Source organism: Pseudarthrobacter chlorophenolicus (assembly GCF_000962805.1).
GTDB lineage: Bacteria > Actinomycetota > Actinomycetes > Actinomycetales > Micrococcaceae > Arthrobacter > Arthrobacter chlorophenolicus_A.
This window is the reverse complement of sequence record NZ_JZTW01000002.1, coordinates 1-23,118: the sequence shown is the minus strand read 5'-3', so window position 1 is coordinate 23,118 and position 23,118 is coordinate 1. Positions and strand designations below refer to the sequence as shown.

Below are 23,118 nucleotides of genomic sequence, written 5' to 3'. Positions count from 1 at the left end.
CGGCGGATCGTTCCCCAGCGGAGCGGCCCGTCCACCGTCCCGGGGCGACCTTGGCCCCGTTCGGGTGATGCCATTGCGGTGGCCGGCTCGTGAAAAGTGTGCCGGCCATCACAAACAATACCGGCCGGTAGCTTGAAGCTCCGGCCGGTATCAGGTGGATTTTGCGGTGTCGCTTACCCCGACGCTGTCCGCCGTCAGGTTCCCTGGCCGGCCTGTTGGGCCTGGCTGGAGATGATCTTGAACGTGGCCCCGGTGGGGTCGGCGAGCATCGCCACCCTGCCGAAGTCGCTGTCCTCAGGCCCGTCCAGGACGGTGGCGCCCATGGCGGTGGCCTGGGCGATGCTGGCGTCCGTGTCCGCCACGGCAAAGTAGACCTGCCAGTGGGAGGGCACCTCCGCCGGCAGGTAGCCGGAGGCGTCCAGGATCCCGGCCTCCGCAGACATGCCCGACCCCAGGGTGGTGTAGCGGAATTCCGGCGCGTCACTCATGACTTCGGTGTCCCAACCGAAGACCTCCTGGTAGAACCGTACGGCGGCGTCGTAGTCCTTGGCGTGTAATTCATGCCAGGCGGCGGAACCGGGCTCGGCCACCAGCTCGTAGCCCTTCATCTCCCGGGGCTGCCACGCACCGATGGAGGCTCCGGACGCATCTCCGAAAATTGCCATGAAGCCCTGCTCCGGAACATCCATGGGTGGCATGTAGACCTGGCCGCCGTGGCTGCCGACAGCTGCGGCGGTGGCCGCGGCGTCCTCGGTCCGCAGGTAGGTGGACCAGACGTCCGGCATGGCCGCCATGCCGGCATCTTTCTGCATGATCCCGGCAACTGTCTTGCCGTTCTTCCTGGCGGTGGTGTAACCGCCGTACTTCTCCTGGTCGCCCGTTTCGAACTCCCACCCGAACAGCTCGCCGTAGAACGTTTGGGCGGCTGCAACATCGGAGGTCACGAGGTCGATCCAGCAAGGGGCTCCGGGGGTGGACATGGGGCTCGGCATAACGGTCTCCTGTCGCGGGATGCGGGAAGCTGGCAATAGTGTGCGGCAACGTCCGGAGGTAAGGAATCCGGTCACCCTGACCCTATGTGCAGGCACTGACACCGATCAAGGGTCCCTTGCGCTGGCTGGCCAACGCATCTGCGCGCAGGGGGCCGCCAACGCATCCCGGCCTGGTCAACGGAGTCCGGACCCAGAAAAACGAAGGACCCCGCCTGCCGGTGTTGCCGGCAGGCGGGGTCCTGATCGCGGAAGGTAAGAGATTCGAACTCTTGGTACGGGGTTACCGCACACTGGTTTTCAAGACCAGCTCCTTCGGCCGCTCGGACAACCTTCCTCAACGAGTAGTGTTTCATAGGCACTTGCCTGCAACAAAACAGGCCCGCAGTGCATACCCGGTGCACACTGGTTGGACCGGTATTGAGTCAGGAACAGGGAGTGGTCCATGAAAGCCGTCTACATTTCGGAACCGGGAGGACCGGAAGTACTCGAGGTACGCGAGGTCGAGGCCCCGTTGCCCGGTCCAGGCGAGGTGTTGATCGACGTCGTGGCCGCCGGCCTGAACCGTGCAGACGTACAGCAGCGCCGCGGGTTCTACCCGCCGCCGCCCGGCGCATCGGAGATCCCCGGACTGGAAGTTTCCGGCCGCATTGCAGGGTTTGGTACGGGTGTGAGCAAGCCGTTCTCCCTGGGGGACAAGGTGGTGGCACTGCTTGCCGGCGGTGGCTACGCGCAGCAGGTTGCCGTCCCCGCGGAGCAGGTCCTGCGGCTGCCCGACGGCGTTGACCTGGTCACGGCGGCTTCCTTGCCCGAAGTGGCTGCCACGGTGTACTCGAACCTGGTCATGACGGCCCAGTTGCAGGCCGGGGAAACGGTACTCATCCATGGCGCCACAGGCGGAATTGGCACCATGGCCATCCAGCTGGCCAAGGCCTACGGCGCGAAGGTGGCCACCACGGCCGGCACCGATGAGAAAGTCAGCACTGCGAAGGCCTTCCTGGGGGCGGACATCGCCATTAACTACGCCGAAGAAGACTTCCCGGAGAGCCTGCGCAGGCAGAACGGCGGCAAGGGGGCCGACGTGATCCTCGATGTGGTGGGCGCCAAGTACCTGAAGCAAAACATCGAGGCGCTCGCCGAGTATGGGCGCCTGGTGGTGATTGGCCTGCAGGGCGGCACCAAGGGTGAGCTGGACCTTGGCGAACTGCTCAGGAAACGGGCCGCGGTGGTGGCTACCGCCCTTCGCCCCAGGCCGGTAGCCGAAAAGGGCGCCATTCTGAACGGGGTCAGGGACCACGTCTGGCCGATGGTGGCGGACGGCAGGATCCAGCCGTTGGTGGCAAGGACGTTCCCGCTGGACCAGGTCAGCGCGGCACACGAATACTTCGACAGCGGCGACCACGTGGGCAAAGTCCTGCTGGTGATGTGACCACTTAGTGGATACTGAGTATTGCTTGATCCTCATCAGGGGGCTAGGCTTGGCTATACGCGGTATGCACGGGTCTTGGGGGCCTGTGCATACCGGATAGTGACTAAGCCCGGGGGAGCACCATGTCCATACGCCACAGCCTCCTCGCCCTGCTGCAGGACCAGCCGCGCTACGGCTACCAGCTGCGGGTCGAGTTCGAAACCCGCACGGGAGCCACCTGGCCCCTGAACATCGGACAGGTCTACACCACCCTGGACCGGCTGGAGCGCGATGGCCTGGTGGCCAGGGAAGGCGACGACGGCGGCGGCCACGTGGTCTACAGCATCACCGCCGAGGGCGCCGCGGAAGTGCAGGGCTGGTTCGCCGCCCCCGTGGAACGGAGCAACCCGCCCAGGAATGAACTGGCCATCAAGCTGGCGCTCGCCGTCACCCTTCCCGGCGTGGATGTCCAGGCCATCATCCAGGCCCAGCGGGTGGCATCCATCCGGGCACTGCAGGACTACACCAAGGCCCGCCGCGACACCGCCGCCAACCAGCGCACCGCGGACACCGCCTGGCTGCTGGTGCTCGATTCCCTCATCTTCCAGACCGAGGCCGAGGTCCGCTGGCTGGATCTCTGCGAAGCCAGGATGGTCCAGCAGGCACAATCGGCCGGCCAAAGTGCCGCGCGCAAAACGTCCAACGGGGTCACGGAAGACGCCGCCCCGCTCAACGCGGACAACCGGCGGTGAGCGTCCGCGGGCCGCAGCAGGTCCTTGAACTGGCCAGGGTGAGCAGGACTTTCGGGGAAGGCGCGACGGCGGTCGCCGCGTTGAGGGACGTGGACCTCACCATCGCAGCGGGCGAGTTCGTAGCCGTCATGGGACCGTCCGGCTCCGGAAAATCCTCCCTGCTGGCGCTGGCCGGCGGACTGGACCGGCCGACGTCGGGCGGGGTCTTCGTGGAGTCCACGCCGCTGGCGGGCCTTGGCCTGAACGAGCTTGCCAGGCTGCGCCGGCGTGCGGTGGGCTATGTCTTCCAGGACTTCAACCTGGTTCCCACACTGACCGCGGCCGAGAATGTGGCGCTTCCGCTGGAACTGGACGGAACAGCAGCAAGGAAAGCGGGCCGGCAGGCCCTGGACGCCCTCCGCCAGGTGGGCATCCCGGAACTCGCGGACCGCTTCATGGACCAGATGTCCGGCGGCCAGCAGCAACGAGTCGCCATTGCCCGGGCCATCGTGGGCCAGCGGCGGCTGATCCTGGCGGACGAACCCACCGGTGCGCTTGACTCCACCACGGGGCATGGGGTCATGGAAGTCCTGCGCTGCCGTGCCGATGCCGGTGCCGCCGTCATGCTGGTGACGCACGAAGCCCGTCACGCAGCGTGGGCTGACAGGGTGGTCTTCCTGCGCGACGGGCGGATTGTTGACCAGGCTGCCGCAATGCACGACCCCACCTTCCTCCTGACTCAGGCGGGCCTCTGATGCCCCTCCGGCACCCGCCGCTGGAGTTGGCACCGGCCGCCGGTGGCCGCCGAGGCAGTTTCCGGGTGGCCCTGAGGATGGCCCGGCGGGACATTGCCAGGCACAGGGGCCGGTCCCTGCTCATCGTGCTGCTGATCATGCTGCCGGTGGCAGGGATGACCGCGGCAGGCACCCTGTACCAAAGTTCACTGCGGACGCCGCAGGAAATCGTGCGGTACGAACTGGGCAACACCCAGGCACGGTTCGGCGCCCTGCCGGTTCCCAACGGCAACTCGGTCCAGGATCCAATGAATGACGCCTACGTGACCTCCAGCACCGGAGAGCTGGATGGTGATTTCGTTCCCACGGACCCCAAGGACCTGCTTCCGCCCGGCTACGGGATACTGCCGCTGCGGCAAGTGCAGCTGACCACTTCCGTGGGCGCGGCCAAGGTCACGCTGAACGGCGTGCAGGTGGACGCGCTGAACGAGGCTTTCGAGGGGAAATTCACCCTCCTGGATGGCCGGGCACCGGCAGGCGGTGCAGAGGTTTTGGCCTCACGCGGGCTGCTCAAGCGGTTTAACGTGGACTTGGGCGAGGAATTTACGACGTCGGCGGGGACCTTTGTCCCGGTGGGCACCATCCGCGACGCGGACGCCTCGGACAACAACAGCACGCTGTACCTGCAGTCCGCGCAGGTGCCCGCAGGCCTTGTCCAGGGGCCCGCTTCCGCACAGCCTGTCTCCTACTATGTGACAGGACCGGAACCGGTCACCTGGCAGCAGGTCAGGGAGGCCAACAGCAAGGGCGTGGGAGTGCTGTCCCGCAGCGTGGTGCTGGATCCGCCGCCGCCGGGCGAGCTGACCGTGCCGGGGGCCAGGGTGGCCGGAGTTCCCTCGGAGACGGTCGCCACCTACGCCACCTTCGCTGTGGTGGGTGCCCTTGCCCTGCTGGAAGTCGGCCTCCTGGCCGGGGCAGCGTTCGCCGTCGGGGCCAAGCACCAGGTGCGCGAACTCGCCCTTCTTGCGGCGTCCGGTGCCGAAGCACCCACCATCCGTGCCGTGGTCACCGCCAGCGGCCTGTGGCTCGGCGGCCTGGCCGTCACAGCCGGCGCCGCTGCCGGCGTAGCAGCTGCGGCCGGAGTAGTTTGGTGGGTCCGTTCCACCGGTTCCGCCCGCCTGGCGGGAGTCCACCCGGATCTCCTACTGACCACCGTAGCCATGCTGATGGGCCTGGCGGCCTGCATCCTTGCCGCCCTGGCGCCGGCCAACCTCGTTGCCCGGCAGGCACTGCTGGGTGCGCTCAAATCCGGGCGCGCACCGGCAGCAAGCGGACGCCGGAGCACCCTCGCCGGGGTGGCTGTGCTCCTGGCGGCCGCCGGACTGCTAGCCGCAGGCTCGGCCCTGGGCAGCTCGGCCAAAGACCCCGACCAGCGGGCACAACAGGCCGCCGCAGTTTCGGCGATGCTGGCCGGGGGAGCGGTCCTGGCGGTGGTGGCCCTGGTGCTCCTGACCGGATGGCTGGCAGCGATCCTGACATCCCGCACCCGGGCCATGCCGCTGCCGCTGCGCATGGCGGCCCGGGACTCCGCCAGGAACCGAGGCCGGACGGTCCCGGCGGTGGCGGCCGTACTGGCCGCCGCGACCCTGGCAAGTGCGGCCCTGGTGCTGACGGCCAGCCAACTGGCAGGGCAGCGCCAGTCGCATTCCTGGAGCGCACTGGAGAACCAGTCGTACCTGCCGCTTAACCTCGCGCAGCCACCGCTGGCCGACGGCACCGCCGCTCCGGCCGTGACTGGCGACCCGGAGCGGCTCTCGGCTGCCGTCTCGGGCGCCCTGGACAGCGTCTCCTGGACCAGGACAGTCACTACCCCCGCGCCGGTGGAAAACTGTGGCTTCGGGGAAGGCTCAGGTCCCGCCGGGCCCGTGGCGACGGAAACGTCCAACTGCCTCCTCTACGCCCTCGCCAGGCCAAGCGGCCAGGAATGTCCGGTCACGCCCCAACGGCGGGTCGTGGATCCGGACGACTGGCGGTGCCGCGGCTCCATGGCCTCGGACCAGCCAACGGACCGGTCCATCCTGGTGGGCGGCGCCGACGATATCCGTGCCATGTTCGGGAGCGAAGCCGGGGCTGCCACCGTTGCCGCGCTGGACGCCGGGGCCATGGTGGTGACCAACCCGGCTTTTGTCCGCGACGGAAAAGTCGAGCTGCAGGGCCTGGACGTGCGCACCCAGCAGCCATCGCCGTCGGACGGGTCCATCGTCCACGACGCTGTCACCAGCACCGTCCTGGACGCCGCCATCCTGGAGCCCGCGGTGGCCGTGCCCTACTACGGCATCGTCTCGCCGGCCACGGCCGGGCGCCTGGGCCTTGATCCGAAGGCCGTCGGGCTGGCCATTCAGCTCAACCGGCCTCCTTCGGCGGCTGAGGTTGACGCGGTGACCGGTGCGGTGGCGGGAGTCGTCGGACACTACGGCCTGGGATTCTGGGTGGAACCGGGGGTCCCCAAAGACCAGGCCTGGATGGGCTGGCTGATCGTGGCTATCAGCGCTTTGATCACCTTCAGCGCGGCCGGGATCACCACTGGCCTTGCCCTCGCCGATGCCCGGACGGACCATGCCACGCTGGCTGGAGTGGGGGCGGCGCCGCGGCTGCGGAAGACCCTGGCGGCGTCGCAGGCGCTCTTCACCTCAGGGCTTGGAGCTGTGCTGGGTGCCGTGGCGGGCACGGTGCCCGCCGTGCTCATTGTCGCTTCCACGGAGATGCGTTCCTCGCTGGAGGTACCCTGGCTTCCCCTTGCGGCGATGGTGGTGGCCATCCCGCTGACGGCGTCAGCCCTGGCCTGGGCCTTCACCAGGTCTGCGCTGCCGATGACCCGAAGGGCCCTCGGCGGCTGATTCTGGCACCGGAATATGCCCGGCGCCGTGCTCGTTCGCAACCGTTTCCCGTGGCGCGCCTCTTTTGGCCGGGGCCAAGGAAGCCTAACGTGGAATTCACAGGCCGCCCGTCCGCCGTCGTTCGTCGCCGATTGCCTGCCGCCTGCCGCATAACCCCGGGCACCCGGCAGAACCGTCGCCGCCCGCACCCCCGGGTTCGGTAGGGTGCCTCAGAGCAGATCCGCACGAATCTCAAGGAGGAGACAATGGCCGCAGCGCCAGAGAACAGGTCCGGCTCATCGGGGCGGGAGGGTGCGGTGGATACCGACCCGGCGCTCCCACCCACAGCCGTGGACGATGCCGTCCGCGAATCCGAAGACAGCAAATGGACCCCGGGAAAGATCGCGCTCTGGGCGGCGATCTCCCTGCTGGGCGGCGTTGCATGGTTCATGCTCGCCATCGTCCGGGGCGAGACCGTCAACGCCATCTGGTTTGTCTTCGCCTCGGTGTGCACGTACCTGATCGGTTACCGGTTCTACTCCAAGGTGATCGAACGGTTCATCACCAAGCCCGATGACCGGAGGGCAACCCCCGCCGAGTACAAGGCTGACGGCAAGGACTACGTCCGGACGGACCGGAACGTCCTCTTCGGCCACCACTTCGCAGCCATCGCCGGCGCCGGCCCGCTGGTTGGCCCGGTCATCGCGGCCCAGATGGGCTACCTGCCCGGGACCATCTGGATCATCGTCGGCGTGGTCCTCGCCGGTGCCGTGCAGGACTACCTGGTGATGTTCTTCTCCATGCGCCGCGGCGGACGTTCACTGGGCCAGATGGCCCGCGAGGAACTCGGCGTCATCGGCGGCACAGCTGCGCTGGTTGCCACGCTGCTGATCATGGTGATCATTGTCGCCATCCTGGCGCTCGTCGTCGTCAATGCCCTGGGCGAAAGCCCGTGGGGCGTCTTCTCCGTGGGCATGACCATCCCCATCGCGCTTTTCATGGGCGTGTACCTCCGCTACCTTCGGCCGGGCAAGGTCATGGAAGTTTCCATCATCGGGTTTGTGCTGCTCATGGCCGCCATCATCGGCGGCGGAATCGTGGCGGAAACCGCCTGGGGCGCGGACGTCTTCACCCTGGACAAGGTGACCATTGCCTGGGGCCTGATCGTCTATGGTTTCATCGCCGCCATCCTTCCCGTCTGGCTGCTGCTGGCACCCCGCGACTACCTGTCCACGTTCATGAAGATCGGCGTGATCGTCATGCTCGCGCTGGCCATCATCGTGGTCCGGCCCGAAATCAACGTCCCGGCCTTCAGCGAATTCGCCAGCAGGGAGAACGGCCCCGTCTTCCCGGGCGCGCTGTTCCCGTTCCTGTTCGTCACCATCGCCTGCGGTGCGCTGTCCGGCTTCCATGCCCTGATTTCCTCCGGCACCACTCCCAAACTGGTGGAGAAGGAACGCCAGACCCGGTTCATCGGCTACGGCGGCATGCTCATGGAATCCTTCGTCGCCATCATGGCGCTGGTGGCGGCAATCTCGATCGACCGCGGCCTCTATTTCGCCATGAACGCTCCAGCCGCACTCACCGGCGGAAGCGTGGAAACCGCCGCAACCTGGGTCAACAGCCTCGGCCTTGCCGGGGTCAACATCACCCCTGAGCTGTTGGCTGAGACAGCGCGGAACGTGGGCGAACAAAGCGTCGTCTCCCGCACCGGCGGCGCGCCCACCCTGGCCGTGGGCCTGGCCCACATCATGCAGCAGTTCATCGGCGGCACGGCCATGATGTCTTTCTGGTACCACTTCGCCATCATGTTCGAAGCCCTCTTCATTCTGACGGCCGTTGACGCCGGCACGCGAGTGGCCCGGTTTATGCTGCAGGACTCGATCGGCAACTTCGTGCCCAAGTTCAAGGAAGCCTCCTGGCGCCCCGGGGCCTGGCTCTGCACAGCGATCATGGTGGGTGCATGGGGCGCGGTCCTGCTGATGGGCGTGACCGATCCGCTGGGCGGCATCAACACCCTGTTCCCGCTGTTCGGCATCGCCAACCAGTTGCTGGCCGCCATCGCACTCTCCGTCTGCCTGGCCATCGTGGCCAAGCGCGGCACCTTCAAGTACCTGTGGATTGTCGCCCTGCCGCTGGCCTTCGCCGCGGTGGTCACCATTACGGCCAGCTACCAGAAGATCTTCTCTCCCACGCCCGCCGTGGGCTACTTCGCCAATAACGCAGCGTTCAGCAAGGCCTTGGCGGACGGCAAGACGGAGTTCGGCACCGCCAAGACCGTTGCCGCCATGGAAGCCGTGGTCCGCAACACTGCCATCCAGGGCTGGCTGTCCGTAGTCTTCGTGGTGCTGAGCATCATCGTGATCGCGACGGCGGTGCTCGCCACGGTGAAGGCCTTCCGCAACCGGGGCACAGGCACGGAGAAGGACAACGAGGATCCGGCTTTGCCGTCCCGCGTTTTCGCACCTGCGGGCCTCATCCCCACGGCTGCCGAGCGCGAACTGATGGCGGAGTGGGAGAAGGTCCCGGCCAACCTGCGGTTCGAGCGGGCAGGCCACCACTGATGAGCGCCGGACTGGCAGTACTGTCCAGCGGGTTCCGTGGTTTCGCGCGGTACGTCAGCGGGGTGCTCGGCGCGGATGCGTACGCCAAGTATCTCGAACACCACCGGGCTTCGGGGCACAGCGGACCGCCGCTCACGGAGCGGGAGTTCTGGCGCGACAGGACCGACCGGCAGGACGCCAACCCGCAGGGCCGCTGCTGCTGATTTAGCCCTCAGCGGACGCCGCGTCAGGCGGGTTCATGGAGTGAAGTTCCTTCGGATCGCTCATGAGAGTATGAACGCATGAGCGATCCGAAAGACACCCCGTCAGCTGAGGACCTCCCCGTCGAAGGAACCACCCTTGACGGCAACGAACCAGCAGTGCCGGCGGAAGCTGGAGCGGCAGCCGGTTCGAGGGACGGCCGCAAGCCCAAGGGCAGCAACCTGCAGGACCTGGTGGATGAACCGGCCAAGGTGATGCGGATCGGCACCATGATCCGTCAGCTCCTGGAAGAAGTGAAGTCCGCCCCGCTGGACGACGCCGCCCGGGAACGGCTGGCCGAAATCCATGCGCGCTCCATTAAGGAGCTCGAGGACGGCCTGGCACCCGAGCTCGTGGAGGAGCTGGACCGCATCAGCCTTCCCTTCTCCGATGAAAGCACCCCCTCCGACGCCGAGCTCCGGATCGCTCAAGCACAGCTGGTGGGCTGGCTCGAAGGGTTGTTCCACGGAATCCAGACGGCCATTGCGGCCCAGCACGCTGCCCGGGAGCACGCCGCCGCACAGATGCAGTTGCGCCAGCTGCCCCCCGGAACCGTGATCGCCCCGGGTGTGGTGATCGGTGAAAACGGTGAACCGGAGCGCGCCCCCGCGGGTGCGGCGCGGCAGGGTGCGCCGGCGACGGCCGGCAAGCGCGATGACCCGGACCACGGTCCCGGACAGTACCTGTAGGCTCCGGTTGGGTTTTTTCAGCGCCGCCAGGCAGGGGCGCAAGGACGACGCGGAACTGGGCAAGGGGTTGTGGCGCCGCGCGCACGACCGCTTCCACCGGGGACTGGACCGCTTCCACCAGGTGCTCGAGGGCGTGGAGGATGACCAGCTGTACGGCGAGCTGGTGGAGATCGCCAACGAACTCGCTGCCCTGCTGGACCGGGTGCGGGCCGTCTGCGTCGAAGCCCAGCGGCGCTCACCCAGTGACGGCCTGGACATTCCCGCCGCCCTTTCCGGTGTGCACCGTGCCTTGTCCAAAGCCGGCAACTCGCTGGCCACCACAGCCGAGGCTGCCGCCATGCTGCGGCTCGCCGTCGGGCCCGTCCCGGTAGGCGCGGCATCCGTGCGCCGGCGAGCGGAAGCCGTCTACGAACAGGTTGCCGACGCCGAGCGGCACCTGGCCGGGGAAACCTCCTAGCCGCAATTTATTCCCGCTGCCAGGGGTGACTTTGTGCGTTACGCGCCTGGCTGACAGACCGGAAATCACACCTTTTCCGCGCCCGCCATTTGGCAGGATGAAGTCATGACTCTTTCACCTACACTCACTTTCAAAGACGGAAACACGATCCCCCAGCTCGGCTACGGCGTGTGGCAGGTCGAAGACGACGTGGCTGAGAAGGTGGTGCGGCAGGCATTCGAAGCTGGCTTCCGCCACATCGACACGGCCAAAATCTATGGCAACGAAGCGGGCGTGGGACGCGCCATCGCCAGCTCCGGCCTGACCCCGGAGCAGATCTTCATCACCACCAAGCTGTGGAATGCCGATCAGGGCTATGAGTCCACGCTGGCTGCCTTCGAGGAATCCATGGACCGCCTCGGCCTGGAAACCCTGGACCTGTACCTGATCCACTGGATGCAGCCCAAGCAGGACAAGTACGTCGACACCTGGAAGGCGCTGATCGAGCTCCAGAAGCGCGGCCGGGTCAAGTCCATCGGCGTCTCCAACTTCACCGTTGACGGGCTGCAGCGGCTCATCGACGAAACCGGTGTGGTCCCGGCCATCCACCAGATCGAGCTCCACCCGTACTTCAGCCAGCGCGAGCTGCGCGAGTTCGGTGCTTCCAAGGGCATCCTGACCCAGGCCTGGTCACCGCTGGGACAGGGCGGCGAGCTCCTGGAAGACGCGGCCGTTGCCGCTATCGCCGCCAAGCACCAGGCCACGCCGGCTCAGGTTGTCATCGCCTGGCACCTCGCCATTGGCAACGTGGTGATCCCGAAGTCGGTCACCGAATCCCGGATCCGGGAGAACTACGCGGCACTCGACGTCACGCTGGACGCCGAGGACGTCGAGGCCATCAACGCCCTCGACCGGTCCGCCAGCGGCGAAGGCCGGATCGGCCCCGACCCGGCTGTATCCGACTTCGCGTAAGTCAGCCTGTCCGCAGTGAGCCCCGCCCTGACCGGCGGTCCTGCTTAACAGTGACGTCGAACCCGCACCACCTGGCTGGCCCAGGCGGTGCGGGTTCTTCTGTTGCACGGGCCTTCCCACGGTGAATGGCCGGCCCGGCCCAAACCTGTGGGGTCAAGCGGCAATGCGGACGGGCTCCACGCTGACAGCGTCGATTACTGCCCAGCCGTCCTCACCGGAGCACTGCCGGTCAGCGAAACGCTGCGCCTCCACCATGGTGTCGAAGGACTCAGAGCGTGCACGGCCGGAGTCGGCGTCGAAGTAGGTGACGTGAAATTCCTGAACGGTGTTTTCCATAAATCCAGTGTGCAACCGGGGTCTGACATTCCACGGAATCGGCCCCGCGTGTTGCGGTATGACAGTGCTACAGCGCACATCGTGGTGCGTTGTGGCCGCCGCCGCAGGGCACCGGAACTCCGGTTAGGCTTTGACCATGGAGGTTAGTGATTCTCCGGACCGTGACAACGCCACCAGGCACATCAATCGTGAACTGGCACGGCGACGCGGCTGGATGTTGACGGTGGCGGTCGGGTTCGCCCTGCAGATTCTCAGCGTGGTGCTGGGACTCAAATCCGTGGCGCCGCTGTGCGGCAGCCCGATGATCCCGCACAGCGGGGCAGCTGAACTGTCCGATGCGCAATCACTCACCACGGGCCTCGCGGCCGAGTGCTACCGGAGCATCGACTCCGCCGCTGTGCCCATCTGGATGCTGATGGGGTTTGGCATCGGCCTGGTCCTGGTGGGCGTGGCCATCAGGATCGTCGGTATCCGCCGGTCCCTCGCCGCAGTAGCCACCTGAGCTGACAGCCCCCCCCGGGTCTGCTGTTCGCCGGGACCCGTGGAGCCGGCAAACCACCGCCGGGTTGGGGAGTCCCGGTTCAGGTACCTGCCTCGCGGTGATCCAGCCTCAGAACCCGTTCCTGGGCCAGGACGGCTGCCCTGGCCGCCTTATCTGCGGCACGCGCAGCCTGTTTGGCCTCCGCAGAGATGGCAGCAAGGCGCTTCTTCGACTGCTCCAGCTCAGCCTCGGCCGTTTTCAGGCGGGCACGCAAGTCCGCCGTTTCCTCCTGCAATCCGGCGACGTCCCCGGCCGTCTGCTCCGCCTCCGCCTTAAGGTCTACGGCATGGCCGGCAGCCTCGGATGCTTCTTCTTCGGCCGCCTCCAGCGCAGCCCTGGCCCTTTCCAACAGAGGAGGCGATGCCGGCCGCGGCGTCTGCCGGACGGCCTCGAGGCGCGGCCTGGTGGGCCGGGGCTGGGACCCGGCCTCCGGCGTCGTGCGCTGCTTCTTTCCTGGCCGTGAATTTTTGGTATCCGCATTCCCGGAGGCCGGCACCGAGGCAAGGACCGGGGGAGCGGCAGCCGGCGTTGCGGGGAGGGCACCGGGTACGGCCACCGTCCCGTCCAGGTCTGCGGCGCTGACCCCGTCGGCGGACAGTGTCTTCACGAGCCTGCCGCTGCGGACGGCGGCCTCGGCCCCTTCATCGGCGGTCAGGGCGCGCAGGGTTTCCTCGATGTCCCCGGCGATCGTGTCACTGAGCTGCCGGCCTTGATCGCGGACAACAGCGCGGGCGGCGTCGACGGCGGAGGCCAGCAGGGTGCGTCGCTCACGTCCCAGGTCGCGGAGGGCCGGCGCATCAAGGGACGCCTGCGCCGCACGCATGCGGGAGCCCAGATCCGCCAGTTCGTCGAGCACGTCCGGCCGGTGCAGGACGAGCATGTTCACGGCCCAGGCGCCCACCGACGGTTTGGCAAGCCCACGGACTGCCGTGCCTAAGCCCTTATCCTTGCCGGCCGCCTCCTTGGCCGCCGCCGTCCGGGCGGCGACGAAGTCGTCCAGGGGACAGGCGTACAGCCCGTTCGCGATCCCGGCCAGGGCCTCTTCACTCATGTCCGCCATCATAGGCGCGACGGCTGGGACGGGCGTGGAGTGCCGGGCGGGCGCAGCCGGGGGCTGGGCCTGTGAACCCTGTTGCTGCGGCGCCGTGCACGGTATGTTGCTCGAATGGACGATACATATCAGGTCATCGTGGTTGGCGGCGGCTTCGCCGGTAAGGCCGCAGCCCAGGAACTGGGCCGCAAGGGCACCCGGGTGCTGCTGATTGATGCCAACAACTACCACCAGTTCCAGCCGCTGCTGTACCAGGTGGCATCATCCCAAATCGGTGTCTCAGCAGTGGCCCGCCCGCTGCGCGCGGTCTTCCGCAATATCAAGGGCGTTCGGGTCCTGACTGCCGAAGTCACCTCGGTGGATGCTGCCGCCCACACCGTAACCACCGCGGACGGCAGGCAGTTCAAAGCACAGATCCTGGTCCTTGCCACGGGCGCGGTCCCGAATTTCTTCAATACTCCGGGTGCCGATAAGTTCGCGTACCCGCTCTATTCGGTTTCAGACGCCACGCGCCTGAGTGTGGCGTTGACGGAAGCCCTCGACGAGGCGGACCGGGGCAACGGCGACAGTCCCGACGTCGTAGTGGTGGGAGGCGGCCCCACCGGGGTGGAGACGGCCGGCGCCCTCGCCGAGAACGTCAAATACATCGTGCCGAAATACTTCTCCTCCGAGCTTGCCGCCCGCTGCCACGTACACCTCGTGGACATGGTGCCCAATGTGCTCATGGCGTTCTCGGAAAAATCACAGGCCTACACCCGGGACCGCCTGTTGAAGCTTGGCGTCCAGCTGCACATGGGCCAGAGCGTCACGGAGGTCCGTCCCGACGGCGTGACGCTGGCGGACGGTACCGTGCTGCCTGCGCCCATCGTCGTCTGGGCCGGCGGCCTCCAGGCAGGCAAGATCATCGCCGAATCAGGGCTCACGCAGGGCAAGGGCGGGCGGATCGACGTGCGTCCGGACCTGACCGCTCCGGGAGTGGAAGGCGTCTACGTCCTGGGGGACTCTGCCAACATCACCGACGCCGCGGGGGCCCGGCTCCCTCAGCTGGGGTCTGTGGCCCAGCAATCAGGGAAATGGGCCGCAAAAAACATCCACGCTGACCTCACCGGTGGTACGCGTCAGCCCTTCCGTTACCTCGACAAGGGGTATATGGCCATGGTGGGCCGGGGTGCCGCGGTGGCTGAGTTGGGCCCCCAGCGCATCCAGCTGCAGGGTCCGCTGGCATTCCTGTCCTGGCTGGGCGTCCACCTTGCCCTGCTGCCCGGAGTCCAGCAGAAAGTCCGTGCCCTCTTCTCCTGGGCAGTGGGCTACGTGACGCACAGTCCGTCCCAGGTTGTGGTGGGGCGGCCGGACTAGGCCCGGGAGCCGCCCTGTCCAGCTAAAGGCTGCCTGGCGGTGTGCTCCCACTGAAAGAACTTGCGCCTGAGGGCATTGACCAGGCCAAAGGGGTGGGAGCCGGCGGCGGCTGGAGGAGGCACCGCACTCGCGGACAGTGCCATCGCCGCCGACTCCACGCATCACGCTAGGTCCGCGACCTGAGCGAAAGCCGGGTAGGAACTGCATCTTTCCGCAAAGCCGCCGGACACCTTGGCTGCGGGCGGTTTCGAAAGATGATGCGGGCCGGCGGCGGCTGGGGGAGGTGCTGGTCTCCATCAAGCACCATCGCCGCCGGCTCCGGTCACCACGCTATGGCTTCAGAAGCCGCGGCGCCTGAGTAACCGGTACGTGTTTTCGCGAACCACGCTACGTGCGCTGACCGCCCCGGGCTCCAACCGGCCGGAGGATAAACTGGGACATATGGTCTTGGGGGGGCAGCGTGATGGCGCAATGAGGAACTGGGTTCGGCAGCATCCGTATCTGGCTCTTGTGGCTGGCTACGTCGTCATCTTCGTCATCGCCGGTGCCATCCGGCTGGCCTTTGTGCCCGGGGACCTGGCCGATGCCGCCGTCTACACCATCATGAACACGCTGGTGTATTGGCTTCTGGTGTTGTTCCAGGTGCGCAACCTGAGGAAAACCAATGCACGCCTCAAGGAACGTGGCCAGCTCAGGGCGTTTATCCGCTATCCGGAATCCCGCCCCGGTTCTCTCAGTGGTATTTGGAACCAGGGGATTGTGACGCCCGCGGCCGGATCGCTGCAGTTTCAGCCAGCGGTCTACGACAACCTCGAAGCGTCAGGGCGCGCCACCACACTCATTGTGGAAAGAGTGCAGCCGGAGCGGTGGAAGGTCACCGGCGAGAACCGCAAGTACATCGGATCGTTTGGGATGTACGCCGTGACCGTCCTGACAGATCGCGGCACAGTGGAGCCGGCAGCGAGCCCTGAATCGTTGGACCGGCTCGCTGAAGCCCTTGCCGGCTGAAGAACGCCGGATCTGAGCCGGGCAGGAGCAATCACCGATCACACGGCGAAGAGGCGAACGGCAGCATCCTGTAGTTGGGCTTAACCAGCGAAAAACCCCCCAAAGCCCTCCAACGAGGGGCAATAGGGGGTTTATCCCGAGCTTCCTATCAGAATCGAACTGATGACCTTTTCATTACGAGTGAAACGCTCTACCGACTGAGCTAAGGAAGCACCGCACGAAATCCCCGGAAGAATCCGGGCGCTTCATGCAAGAGTCAACTGTAATGGAGTCTCCGCGCCCGGGTCAAAATGGCGGGCGCTGCAGCGGGTGAGGCCTTCAGCACACCGTGTTGTCGGCCGGAACCTGACCGCTGACCAGGTAGCTGTCCACCTTGTCCTCGAGGCAGCTGTTGGCCCGGCCGTAGGCTGTGTGGCCCTCGCCTTTCCACGTCAGCAGCGAGGAGTTGCCGAGCTGTTTCCGCAGCGAGGATGCCCATTCCACGGGGGTGGCGGGATCGCCGGTGGTGCCGATGACCACGATCGGAGACTCACCCGTGTACTGGACGGGGGCAGGCGTGCGCACGTTCTTGTAGGGCCAGTCGGCACAGTTGATGCCGCCGTAGGCGAAGAAGTAGCCCAGGGTGGGGGACTCCTGCATCAGCCGCTGCTGCTCTGCCCGCATGGACGCAGGATCGGAGTCCATGGGGTAGTCCAGGCAGTTGATGGCGTTGAAGGCGAACGTCGAATTCGAGGTGTAGCTTCCATTGGCGGACCGGTCGGCGCCGAGGTCGGACAGGCGCAGCATCAGGCTTACGTCGCCGGTCATGGCAGCGTCCAGGGCCTGGGTCAGGGCGGGCCAGCTCTGGTCGTTATACAGCGGTGTGATGAGGCCACTGACGAACATGTTGGCGTTGACCACCCGGCCGTCCTTGGCGGTGCGGGGCTGCTGCTCCACGGCGCTGATCAGGTCACGGATCTGCTGGACGCCGCCGTCCACTCCGCCAGTGAGGGGGCATTCCTTCTGCTGCTGGCAGCTGGCCACGTAGGTGCGTACCGCCTTTTCGAAGGTCACGGCCTGGCCGCTGGTCAGTTCCTCATTGCTGATGGAGGGATCCAGCGCACCATCGAGCACCATCCGGCCCACGTTGTTCGGGAACAGTTGCGCGTATGTGGAGCCCAGGAACGTCCCGTAGGAGTAGCCCAGGTAGTTCAGCTTCGCATCGTTGACCACGGCCCTGAGGACGTCCAGGTCCCTGGCTGCGCTCTGGGTATCGATGTGGGCCATCGACGGGCCGGTCTGCTCGGCACACTGTTCGGCGATGGCCTTGTTGTCCGCCCGGGCCGCCGCGAGGCCGGCGTCGGTCTCCAAGTCGTAGATCTTGGCCCTCGCCGCATCACGCTCTGCGTCCGTCATGCAGGTCACCGGAGCGGACCGCTTAACGCCGCGGGGGTCGAAACCGACCAGGTCGTAGGCGTCACGGACGGGCTGGGAGAAATGGGTGGCCGCCGCATCCTTTACGAAGTCATAGCCGGATGCGCCGGGCCCGCCCGGGTTGACCAGCAGGCTTCCGGTCTTGTTGCCAGTGCTTGCAGCCCGCAGCGCGGCAAGCTGGATGGTTTCGCCGTCGGGAGCCGCATAGTCCATGGGAACCGTGACCTTGGCGCACTGGAACTGGCCCTCGCAGGGCTCCCACACGATTTCCTGCGAGTAGAACTTCTCAAGCCCCGCCGGCGCGGAGGCCACGATGGAGGGATCTGCCTTGGCCGTGGCGGTTTCCTGTTGGCGGTCGCCCCCGTTGATGAGGCTGCAGGACGCCAGCACCAGGGCAAGGGCCATGGCTCCGGCGGCGCGGGCCGCGAACACCAGGGGCTGGCGGCGGCGTACGGGCAGGGGGCGGGCAGTCATCGGGTCTCCTTGGAAGGCTGGATCAGGCTGGCTGCCATGGACTCAATGGCCAACAGCGGGGCAACGTTCGTGGTGGTGATGCGTTCGCGGGCTTTGTTGATGGCGTCCATCCGGGCGAGCGTGACTTCCGGAGCGGAACGGGAGGCGAATTCCTCCAGTTCACCCCTGAGCTCAACGTTTACCAGCTCAACAGCATTCCCCATCTGGATGATCAGGACGTCCCTGTAGAAGGACATCAGGTCAGTGAGGGTTCGGTCCAGGGAGTCGGTAATGGAACGCTTGGCCCGCCGCTTCTGGTCGTCCTCCAGCTGCTTGACCTGCGCCCGCATGGCGGGCGGAAGGGTGCCGGATTCAGGTGCGCCCAGGGTGGCGAGCAAGGCGGCTTTCTCGGCGGCGTCGCGTTCTTCGTTGGAGCTGTTTGCCTCGGCGGTGGCAATTTTCACGAGCTTGTCCGCCATCATGACAGCCGCGGTGACGCCCCGCAGGCCCAGCGGAAACCTGACAGTTTCGAGCCGGCGTTCGCGCGCTGCAGGGTCCCGCGCCAGCCGGCGGGCGATCCCCACATGGCTTTGGGCTGCCCGGGCGGCCCGTTCAGCCACTGCGGGATCGACGCCGTCGCGCTTCACCAGGAGCTCCGCGACGTCGGCCGCGGGCGGCAGCCGCAGCGCCACGCTGCGGCAACGCGACCGGATGGTGACCAGCACGTCGGCCGGCGAGGGGGCGCACAGCATCCAGACCGTCCGCGGTGTCGGTTCCTCGATGGCCTTGAGCAGCACGTTGGTGGTGCGCTCTGCCATCCGGTCCGCGTCCTCGACCACGATGATGCGCCAGCGTCCGGCGGAGGGCCGGTTGCCGGCGGTGGCTACCAGGTCGCGGGCTTCGTCGATGGTGATAGTGACCTTTTCCGTCCGGACAAACGTCACGTCCGAATGCGTTTCACCCAGGATTGTCAGGCAGGCGTGGCACTGCCCGCAGCCGCGCAGGTTCACGTCTTCCTGGTCGCAGTTGAGTGCGGCGGCAAAGGCTTTGGCGGCGTTGGAGCGCCCCGATCCCGGCGGACCGGTGAACAGCCACGCGTGCGTCAGGCCTTCGCCGCTGGAAGCCTGGCGCAGTTGCTCGACGACGGCGGGCTGGCCCTGGAGGTCATCCCACACGGTCATGGGGTGCCGCCGCCGTGCGCGCCGTCAGCGGGTGCGGCACCTGCTGGTTCGTTCCCGGGTGCTTCCACCAGTCCGACCACGCGGTCGAGGATCATCGCGGCAAGCTCGTTGACCGGAAGCCGGGCAGGCAGCACCAGGTAGTGAGCCGGCCGGGCCGCGGCCAGGTCAAGGAAGGCGTCCCGGATCCGGGCATGGAACTCGTCAGCTTCGGATTCCAGGCGGTCCTCCGTTGCGTCCCCCGCTGTGCGCCGGGTCCTGCCGACTTCCGGCTCCACATCGAGCAGCACGGTGAGATGGGGCTGGAGGCCGGAAGTGGCCCATTCGTTCAGTGAGCGGACCGCATCGGTGCCGAGGTCCCTGCCGGCTCCCTGGTAGGCGACGGAGGAGTCGATATAGCGGTCTGTCAGCACAATCTCGCCACGCTCCAGCGCCGGCCGGATCACCTGGCCGGCGTGGGCCGCCCGGGATGCCGCGAAAATCAGCGCTTCCGTGTGTGCGTCGATATGGCCATGGCCGTGGTCCAGGACCAGGGACCGGAGCTTCTCGCCGATGGGAGTGCCGCCCGGTTCACGGGTCCGGAGAACGGTCAGGCCGCGGCTTTCGAGTGCTTCGGCGAGCCTTGCTGCCTGGGTGGACTTTCCGGCGCCGTCGCCGCCTTCGAACGCGATGAATAGTCCGGCACTCTGTTTGTTCACTGTTCAAGCCTACCGATCGGCCGGGACAAACACTGTCCCGGCTTGGGGCTTTGTGGACAGTTTCACCGTGCCTGGTGCTTCGCGGTGGCTATTCGGGCGGTCTGCAGACGGACAGTACGCTGTCCCCATGAGTCTTTCCGAACAGCAGGCCGCCGGCCTGTCAGCCGAAACCGTGGTGGTGGCCGCGGGCCGCCCGCCGCGGGAACGGGACCAGCCGGTGAACCCGCCACTGGTTCTCTCCTCCACGTACTACGGAACAGGACCGCTCGGGCCCGGAGACCGTGGTTACGGCAGGTACTCCAACCCCACCTGGGATCCGTTCGAGGAGGCCCTCGGCCAGCTGGAAGGAGCGGACCTGCCGGGCCTGCTCTATGCCTCCGGGCTGGCTGCCGTCAGCTCCGCGTTGTCACTGATCCCATCCGGTGGGGTGCTGGTGATGCCCAACCACAGCTACTCCGGAACCCTTGTCATGGCCGCGGAACTGGCCCAGAAGGGGTTCATCGAGCTGCGCACGGTGGACATCGCCGATACCGGGGCCGTCAAAGCGGCCCTCGCCCCGGGCGGGCCGGATGCCAAAGCCGCCGCCATGCTGTGGCTGGAAAGCCCCACCAACCCCATGCTGGGAATCGCGGACATCCCCGTGCTGACGGAAGCAGCCCACGCGTCGGGCGCCATCGTGGTCACGGACAATACCTTCTCGACGCCGCTGGTGCAGCAGCCGCTCGCCCTGGGCTCCGACGTCGTACTCCACTCGGTGACCAAGTACCTGGCGGGCCACTCGGACGTTGTCCTTGGCGCCCTGGTGACCTCCAACGCGGATATCCGCGCCGCACTCCTGCACCACCGGACCATCCACGGAGCCATCGCGGGGCCCTTTGAGGCCTGGCTTGCGCTGCGCGGCCTGCGCACCCTGGCGCTGCGCGTTGAAAAGTCCCAGGAGTCCGCCCGGGTGCTGGCGGAACGGCTGGGCGCCCACCCGGGCGTCGAGGCCATCCGCTTCCCGGGCCTCGCGGACGATCCCGGGCACAATCGGGCCACGGCGCAGATGAAGGGCTTTGGCTCCATCATCTGCATCCAGGTGGCGCCCGCCGGCGGACTGGACGGCGCAGCGGCGGCCGACAAGGTCGTTGAAGCAGTCAACCTCTGGCTGCCGGCCACATCGCTGGGCGGTGTGGAATCCCTGATCGAACGCAGGCGGCGGCACACCGCCGAGCCGGCCACCGTGCCGGAGAATCTGGTCCGCCTCAGCATCGGCATTGAGAACGTGGAAGACCTCTGGCCAGACTTGGAGCAGGCGCTGGACACGCTGGGCGGCTAGGCTGGGCTTTGTGGACGGTGAACTGATTATTCGGCCTGTGGAACAGGCAGTGTTCTTTATCCTTGCCCTCGTTGCCCTGGGGCTGGAGTTGTGGGCGCTGGCAGACTGCGCCCGCCACAAGGCCAACGCCTTTGAGGCGACAGGCAAGCGGACCAAGGGCTTCTGGCTTGCCCTCACCGGCGGCGCCGCGCTGGTGGGTGTCATCTCCCTGTTCGCCAGCGGCGGTATCTTCGGCACCCTGGGACTGTTCGGCCTTGCCGCCGTGGTCGCCGCATCGGTCTACCTGGCCGACGTCCGCCCGGCGGTCAAGGACGCAGGCCGGGGCGGCAGCCGCAACATGGGGCCTTACGGCCCCTGGTAACCCCGGTCAGGACCGGGGCGCCACCGCGTCCCAGTCCACCGTCAGTTCGCCCAGCCGCCACCGGCCCGGTCCGTCCTGGACCGGCCAGCCGGCTTCGCGTAACGCCCTGCACATCCCCTGCCAGCGCTGCCGGTTTCCAAAGGACGCCAGCGGGGCGCACTCGAGCCACGCCTTGTCCATGGCCTGCATCAGGGCATGGATGGATTCGCCGGGAACATTGCGGTGGATCAAGGCCTTGGGGAGGCGTTCGGCAACGTCGGAGGGCAGCTCAAAACTCCCGAACCGGACCGACATGCTCAGGGACAGCGGGCGTTCCGCGTCCAGGGCCACCCACGTCACGCGTCGTCCGATTTCGTCGCACGTACCGTCAATAAAGAGCCCGCCAGGTGCCAGCCTGCCCTGCACCAGGCGCCAGATCCCGGCGACATCGGCCTCTTCATACTGCCGGAGGACGTTAAAGGCCCGGACCAGGACGGGGCGGCCGGCAACGGGAAGCTCAAATCCACCCACGTGGAAGCTCAGGCCCGGACGTTGAAGGGGGAGGGCAGCGCGCACCCGCTCAGGCTCGATTTCAATCCCGCAGACCCGGACGTCCGGGCGGACCGCGGCAAGCCGCTCAAAGAGTTCGACGGCGGTGGCCGGCGTCGCGCCGTAGCCCAGGTCCACCACCAGGGGGTCGGCGGCCCGCCGAAGCCGCCAAGCCTGGGGACCGGCCAGCCAGCGGTCCACCCGGCGCATCCGGTTGGGGTTGGTGGTCCCACGGGTAATGTTTCCCACCGGCCTGCCGGACGATCTCCGCCCGGTGATCCCGGAGCCACTCACCCGTTCAGCCTTTTGCACCACCGCCCCACTGTATCCCCGCCGCCGCGGCCGAGGCGCCAGCCGGCATGCCGGGTGACGTGTGACGGTGGCCGTCCCTGGTCCCTGTAACGCGGGGCGGGCGGCAACACTGCTCGGCTAGGATGAAAATCATGACTTACAAGCTGATTCTGCTGCGCCACGGCCACAGCGAATGGAACGCCAAGAACCTGTTCACCGGCTGGGTGGACGTCGACCTGAACGATCAGGGCCGCGGGGAAGCAGCACGCGGCGGTGAGCTGCTGGTGGAGAACAACATCCTCCCCGACGTCCTGTACACGTCCCTTCTGAAGCGGGCCATCAACACCGCCAACATCGCCCTGGACAAGGCCGACCGCGGCTGGATCCCGGTCAAGCGCGACTGGCGCCTGAACGAACGCCACTACGGCGCCCTGCAGGGCAAGGACAAGGCCCAGACGTTGGCCGAATACGGTGAAGAGCAGTTCATGGAATGGCGCCGCTCCTACGACACCCCGCCGCCGCCCCTGGATGACAACAGCGAATTCAGCCAGGCACACGATCCGCGCTACGCGGACCTTGGCGATGCCTTGCCGCGCACCGAATGCCTCAAGGACGTTCTGGTGCGCCTGCTGCCTTACTGGGAGTCGGACATCAAGGAAGACCTCAAGTCGGGCAAGACCGTCCTGGTCACCGCGCACGGCAACTCCCTGCGCGCGCTGGTCAAGCACCTTGACGGCATCAGCGACGAAGCCATCGCCGGCCTCAACATCCCCACCGGCATCCCGCTCGTCTATGACCTCGACGAGGACTTTAAGCCCGTCAAGGCCGGTGGAACCTACCTCGACCCCGAGGCCGCCGAGCAGGCCATCCTGGCCGTAGCCAACCAGGGCAAGAAATAAGGCTTTAGAACGTACGACGGCGGGCTGGTCACCTCAGGTGACCAGCCC

General features: G+C 67.0%; 22 protein-coding genes and 2 tRNA genes. 15 read left to right on the top strand and 9 right to left on the bottom strand.

Annotated features, from left to right (window positions below):
- Positions 1 to 194: 194 nt before the first annotated feature.
- Both UC32_RS03580 and UC32_RS03575 read right to left on the bottom strand, forming a co-directional pair.
- Positions 195 to 992: a VOC family protein gene (locus tag UC32_RS03580; RefSeq protein WP_045729902.1), complete on the bottom strand. Its 798-nt coding sequence runs from the start codon at positions 990 to 992 to the stop codon at positions 195 to 197.
- Between the two features lie 246 nt (positions 993 to 1,238).
- Positions 1,239 to 1,326: transfer RNA gene (locus UC32_RS03575), tRNA-Ser, on the bottom strand.
- A gap of 108 nt (positions 1,327 to 1,434) precedes the next feature.
- Here UC32_RS03575 and UC32_RS03570 point away from each other — a divergent pair.
- The 9 genes from UC32_RS03570 to UC32_RS03530 all read left to right on the top strand — a co-directional run bounded on the left by UC32_RS03570 (position 1,435) and on the right by UC32_RS03530 (position 11,639).
- Entirely contained in the window at positions 1,435 to 2,418 is a 984-nt protein-coding gene (locus tag UC32_RS03570; protein WP_045729901.1) for an NAD(P)H-quinone oxidoreductase, read from the top strand.
- A 122-nt stretch (positions 2,419 to 2,540) separates the two neighbouring features.
- Positions 2,541 to 3,149: a PadR family transcriptional regulator gene (locus UC32_RS03565; protein WP_045729900.1), complete on the top strand. Its 609-nt coding sequence runs from the start codon at positions 2,541 to 2,543 to the stop codon at positions 3,147 to 3,149.
- Positions 3,146 to 3,883, top strand: a complete 738-nt coding sequence (locus tag UC32_RS03560) for an ABC transporter ATP-binding protein (protein ID WP_015936049.1) — start codon at positions 3,146 to 3,148, stop codon at positions 3,881 to 3,883. The genes UC32_RS03565 and UC32_RS03560 overlap by 4 nt, the downstream gene beginning before the upstream one ends.
- Positions 3,883 to 6,759 carry a hypothetical protein gene (locus UC32_RS03555; RefSeq protein ID WP_045729899.1) on the top strand — a complete coding sequence of 959 codons (2,877 nt, stop codon included), beginning with the start codon at positions 3,883 to 3,885 and terminating at the stop codon, positions 6,757 to 6,759. The genes UC32_RS03560 and UC32_RS03555 overlap by 1 nt, the downstream gene beginning before the upstream one ends.
- Before the next feature lie 245 nt (positions 6,760 to 7,004).
- The gene (locus UC32_RS03550) at positions 7,005 to 9,302 is read left to right on the top strand and encodes a carbon starvation CstA family protein (RefSeq protein WP_045729898.1); all 2,298 of its coding nucleotides are present in this window, start codon (positions 7,005 to 7,007) and stop codon (positions 9,300 to 9,302) included.
- Entirely contained in the window at positions 9,302 to 9,505 is a 204-nt protein-coding gene (locus UC32_RS03545; RefSeq protein WP_045729897.1) for a YbdD/YjiX family protein, read from the top strand. The genes UC32_RS03550 and UC32_RS03545 overlap by 1 nt, the downstream gene beginning before the upstream one ends.
- A 78-nt stretch (positions 9,506 to 9,583) precedes the next feature.
- Positions 9,584 to 10,231, top strand: a complete 648-nt coding sequence (locus tag UC32_RS03540) for a bacterial proteasome activator family protein (protein ID WP_045729896.1) — start codon at positions 9,584 to 9,586, stop codon at positions 10,229 to 10,231.
- A 7-nt stretch (positions 10,232 to 10,238) separates the two neighbouring features.
- The gene (locus UC32_RS03535; protein ID WP_015936054.1) at positions 10,239 to 10,688 is read left to right on the top strand and encodes a hypothetical protein; all 450 of its coding nucleotides are present in this window, start codon (positions 10,239 to 10,241) and stop codon (positions 10,686 to 10,688) included.
- 105 nt (positions 10,689 to 10,793) lie between these two features.
- On the top strand, positions 10,794 to 11,639 hold the full coding sequence (locus UC32_RS03530; protein ID WP_045729895.1) for an aldo/keto reductase: 846 nt from the start codon (positions 10,794 to 10,796) through the stop codon (positions 11,637 to 11,639).
- A 153-nt stretch (positions 11,640 to 11,792) separates the two neighbouring features.
- On the opposite strand, the gene UC32_RS03525 is transcribed toward UC32_RS03530, so the two are convergent.
- Positions 11,793 to 11,975 carry a hypothetical protein gene (locus UC32_RS03525; RefSeq protein WP_045729894.1) on the bottom strand — a complete coding sequence of 61 codons (183 nt, stop codon included), beginning with the start codon at positions 11,973 to 11,975 and terminating at the stop codon, positions 11,793 to 11,795.
- A 136-nt stretch (positions 11,976 to 12,111) separates the two neighbouring features.
- Here UC32_RS03525 and UC32_RS03520 point away from each other — a divergent pair, with 136 nt between their 5' ends.
- Positions 12,112 to 12,477, top strand: coding sequence for a hypothetical protein (locus tag UC32_RS03520; RefSeq protein WP_045729893.1), 366 nt, complete (start codon positions 12,112 to 12,114; stop codon positions 12,475 to 12,477).
- Between the two features lie 79 nt (positions 12,478 to 12,556).
- Here the strand turns inward: UC32_RS03520 and UC32_RS03515 are convergent, their stop codons facing one another.
- On the bottom strand, positions 12,557 to 13,567 hold the full coding sequence (locus tag UC32_RS03515) for a hypothetical protein (RefSeq protein ID WP_045730077.1): 1,011 nt from the start codon (positions 13,565 to 13,567) through the stop codon (positions 12,557 to 12,559).
- Between the two features lie 114 nt (positions 13,568 to 13,681).
- Between UC32_RS03515 and UC32_RS03510 the strand changes: the two genes are divergently transcribed.
- The gene (locus UC32_RS03510; protein WP_045729892.1) at positions 13,682 to 14,923 is read left to right on the top strand and encodes an NAD(P)/FAD-dependent oxidoreductase; all 1,242 of its coding nucleotides are present in this window, start codon (positions 13,682 to 13,684) and stop codon (positions 14,921 to 14,923) included.
- A 369-nt stretch (positions 14,924 to 15,292) separates the two neighbouring features.
- Positions 15,293 to 15,931, top strand: a complete 639-nt coding sequence (locus UC32_RS03505) for a hypothetical protein (protein WP_152642551.1) — start codon at positions 15,293 to 15,295, stop codon at positions 15,929 to 15,931.
- A gap of 139 nt (positions 15,932 to 16,070) precedes the next feature.
- Here UC32_RS03505 and UC32_RS03500 read toward each other — a convergent pair.
- The 4 genes from UC32_RS03500 to tmk all read right to left on the bottom strand — a co-directional run bounded on the left by UC32_RS03500 (position 16,071) and on the right by tmk (position 19,673).
- Positions 16,071 to 16,143, bottom strand: a tRNA-Thr gene (locus UC32_RS03500).
- Between the two features lie 106 nt (positions 16,144 to 16,249).
- A complete protein-coding gene (locus tag UC32_RS03495; protein ID WP_045729890.1) occupies positions 16,250 to 17,818 on the bottom strand; it encodes an alpha/beta hydrolase in 1,569 nt (522 codons plus the stop codon).
- Entirely contained in the window at positions 17,815 to 18,978 is a 1,164-nt protein-coding gene (locus UC32_RS03490; RefSeq protein WP_045729889.1) for a DNA polymerase III subunit delta', read from the bottom strand. The genes UC32_RS03495 and UC32_RS03490 overlap by 4 nt, the downstream gene beginning before the upstream one ends.
- The gene (tmk, locus tag UC32_RS03485; RefSeq protein WP_045729888.1) at positions 18,975 to 19,673 is read right to left on the bottom strand and encodes a dTMP kinase; all 699 of its coding nucleotides are present in this window, start codon (positions 19,671 to 19,673) and stop codon (positions 18,975 to 18,977) included. Before tmk ends, UC32_RS03490 begins: the two co-directional genes overlap by 4 nt.
- A 127-nt stretch (positions 19,674 to 19,800) precedes the next feature.
- On the opposite strand from tmk, the gene UC32_RS03480 reads away from it, so the two are divergent.
- Together UC32_RS03480 and UC32_RS03475 are read left to right on the top strand one after the other, a co-directional pair.
- Positions 19,801 to 20,991 carry a trans-sulfuration enzyme family protein gene (locus UC32_RS03480; RefSeq protein ID WP_045729887.1) on the top strand — a complete coding sequence of 397 codons (1,191 nt, stop codon included), beginning with the start codon at positions 19,801 to 19,803 and terminating at the stop codon, positions 20,989 to 20,991.
- A 10-nt stretch (positions 20,992 to 21,001) separates the two neighbouring features.
- On the top strand, positions 21,002 to 21,352 hold the full coding sequence (locus UC32_RS03475; protein WP_045729886.1) for a DUF2516 family protein: 351 nt from the start codon (positions 21,002 to 21,004) through the stop codon (positions 21,350 to 21,352).
- A 6-nt stretch (positions 21,353 to 21,358) separates the two neighbouring features.
- Here the strand turns inward: UC32_RS03475 and UC32_RS03470 are convergent, their stop codons facing one another.
- Positions 21,359 to 22,195: a class I SAM-dependent methyltransferase gene (locus tag UC32_RS03470; protein WP_200896307.1), complete on the bottom strand. Its 837-nt coding sequence runs from the start codon at positions 22,193 to 22,195 to the stop codon at positions 21,359 to 21,361.
- 128 nt (positions 22,196 to 22,323) lie between these two features.
- Between UC32_RS03470 and UC32_RS03465 the strand changes: the two genes are divergently transcribed.
- Complete coding sequence (locus tag UC32_RS03465) at positions 22,324 to 23,070, top strand: phosphoglyceromutase (protein WP_045729885.1); 747 nt, start codon at positions 22,324 to 22,326, stop codon at positions 23,068 to 23,070.
- Positions 23,071 to 23,118: the final 48 nt, after the last annotated feature.

Coding starts and splice junctions, on each gene's coding strand:
- UC32_RS03580 (WP_045729902.1), bottom strand. CDS start 992: ATGCCGAGCCCCATGTCCACCCCCGGAGCCCCTTGCTGGATCGACCTC.
- UC32_RS03570 (WP_045729901.1), top strand. CDS start 1,435: ATGAAAGCCGTCTACATTTCGGAACCGGGAGGACCGGAAGTACTCGAG.
- UC32_RS03565 (WP_045729900.1), top strand. CDS start 2,541: ATGTCCATACGCCACAGCCTCCTCGCCCTGCTGCAGGACCAGCCGCGC.
- UC32_RS03555 (WP_045729899.1), top strand. CDS start 3,883: ATGCCCCTCCGGCACCCGCCGCTGGAGTTGGCACCGGCCGCCGGTGGC.
- UC32_RS03550 (WP_045729898.1), top strand. CDS start 7,005: ATGGCCGCAGCGCCAGAGAACAGGTCCGGCTCATCGGGGCGGGAGGGT.
- UC32_RS03545 (WP_045729897.1), top strand. CDS start 9,302: ATGAGCGCCGGACTGGCAGTACTGTCCAGCGGGTTCCGTGGTTTCGCG.
- UC32_RS03540 (WP_045729896.1), top strand. CDS start 9,584: ATGAGCGATCCGAAAGACACCCCGTCAGCTGAGGACCTCCCCGTCGAA.
- UC32_RS03530 (WP_045729895.1), top strand. CDS start 10,794: ATGACTCTTTCACCTACACTCACTTTCAAAGACGGAAACACGATCCCC.
- UC32_RS03525 (WP_045729894.1), bottom strand. CDS start 11,975: ATGGAAAACACCGTTCAGGAATTTCACGTCACCTACTTCGACGCCGAC.
- UC32_RS03520 (WP_045729893.1), top strand. CDS start 12,112: ATGGAGGTTAGTGATTCTCCGGACCGTGACAACGCCACCAGGCACATC.
- UC32_RS03515 (WP_045730077.1), bottom strand. CDS start 13,567: ATGAGTGAAGAGGCCCTGGCCGGGATCGCGAACGGGCTGTACGCCTGT.
- UC32_RS03510 (WP_045729892.1), top strand. CDS start 13,682: ATGGACGATACATATCAGGTCATCGTGGTTGGCGGCGGCTTCGCCGGT.
- UC32_RS03495 (WP_045729890.1), bottom strand. CDS start 17,818: ATGACTGCCCGCCCCCTGCCCGTACGCCGCCGCCAGCCCCTGGTGTTC.
- UC32_RS03490 (WP_045729889.1), bottom strand. CDS start 18,978: ATGACCGTGTGGGATGACCTCCAGGGCCAGCCCGCCGTCGTCGAGCAA.
- UC32_RS03480 (WP_045729887.1), top strand. CDS start 19,801: ATGAGTCTTTCCGAACAGCAGGCCGCCGGCCTGTCAGCCGAAACCGTG.
- UC32_RS03465 (WP_045729885.1), top strand. CDS start 22,324: ATGACTTACAAGCTGATTCTGCTGCGCCACGGCCACAGCGAATGGAAC.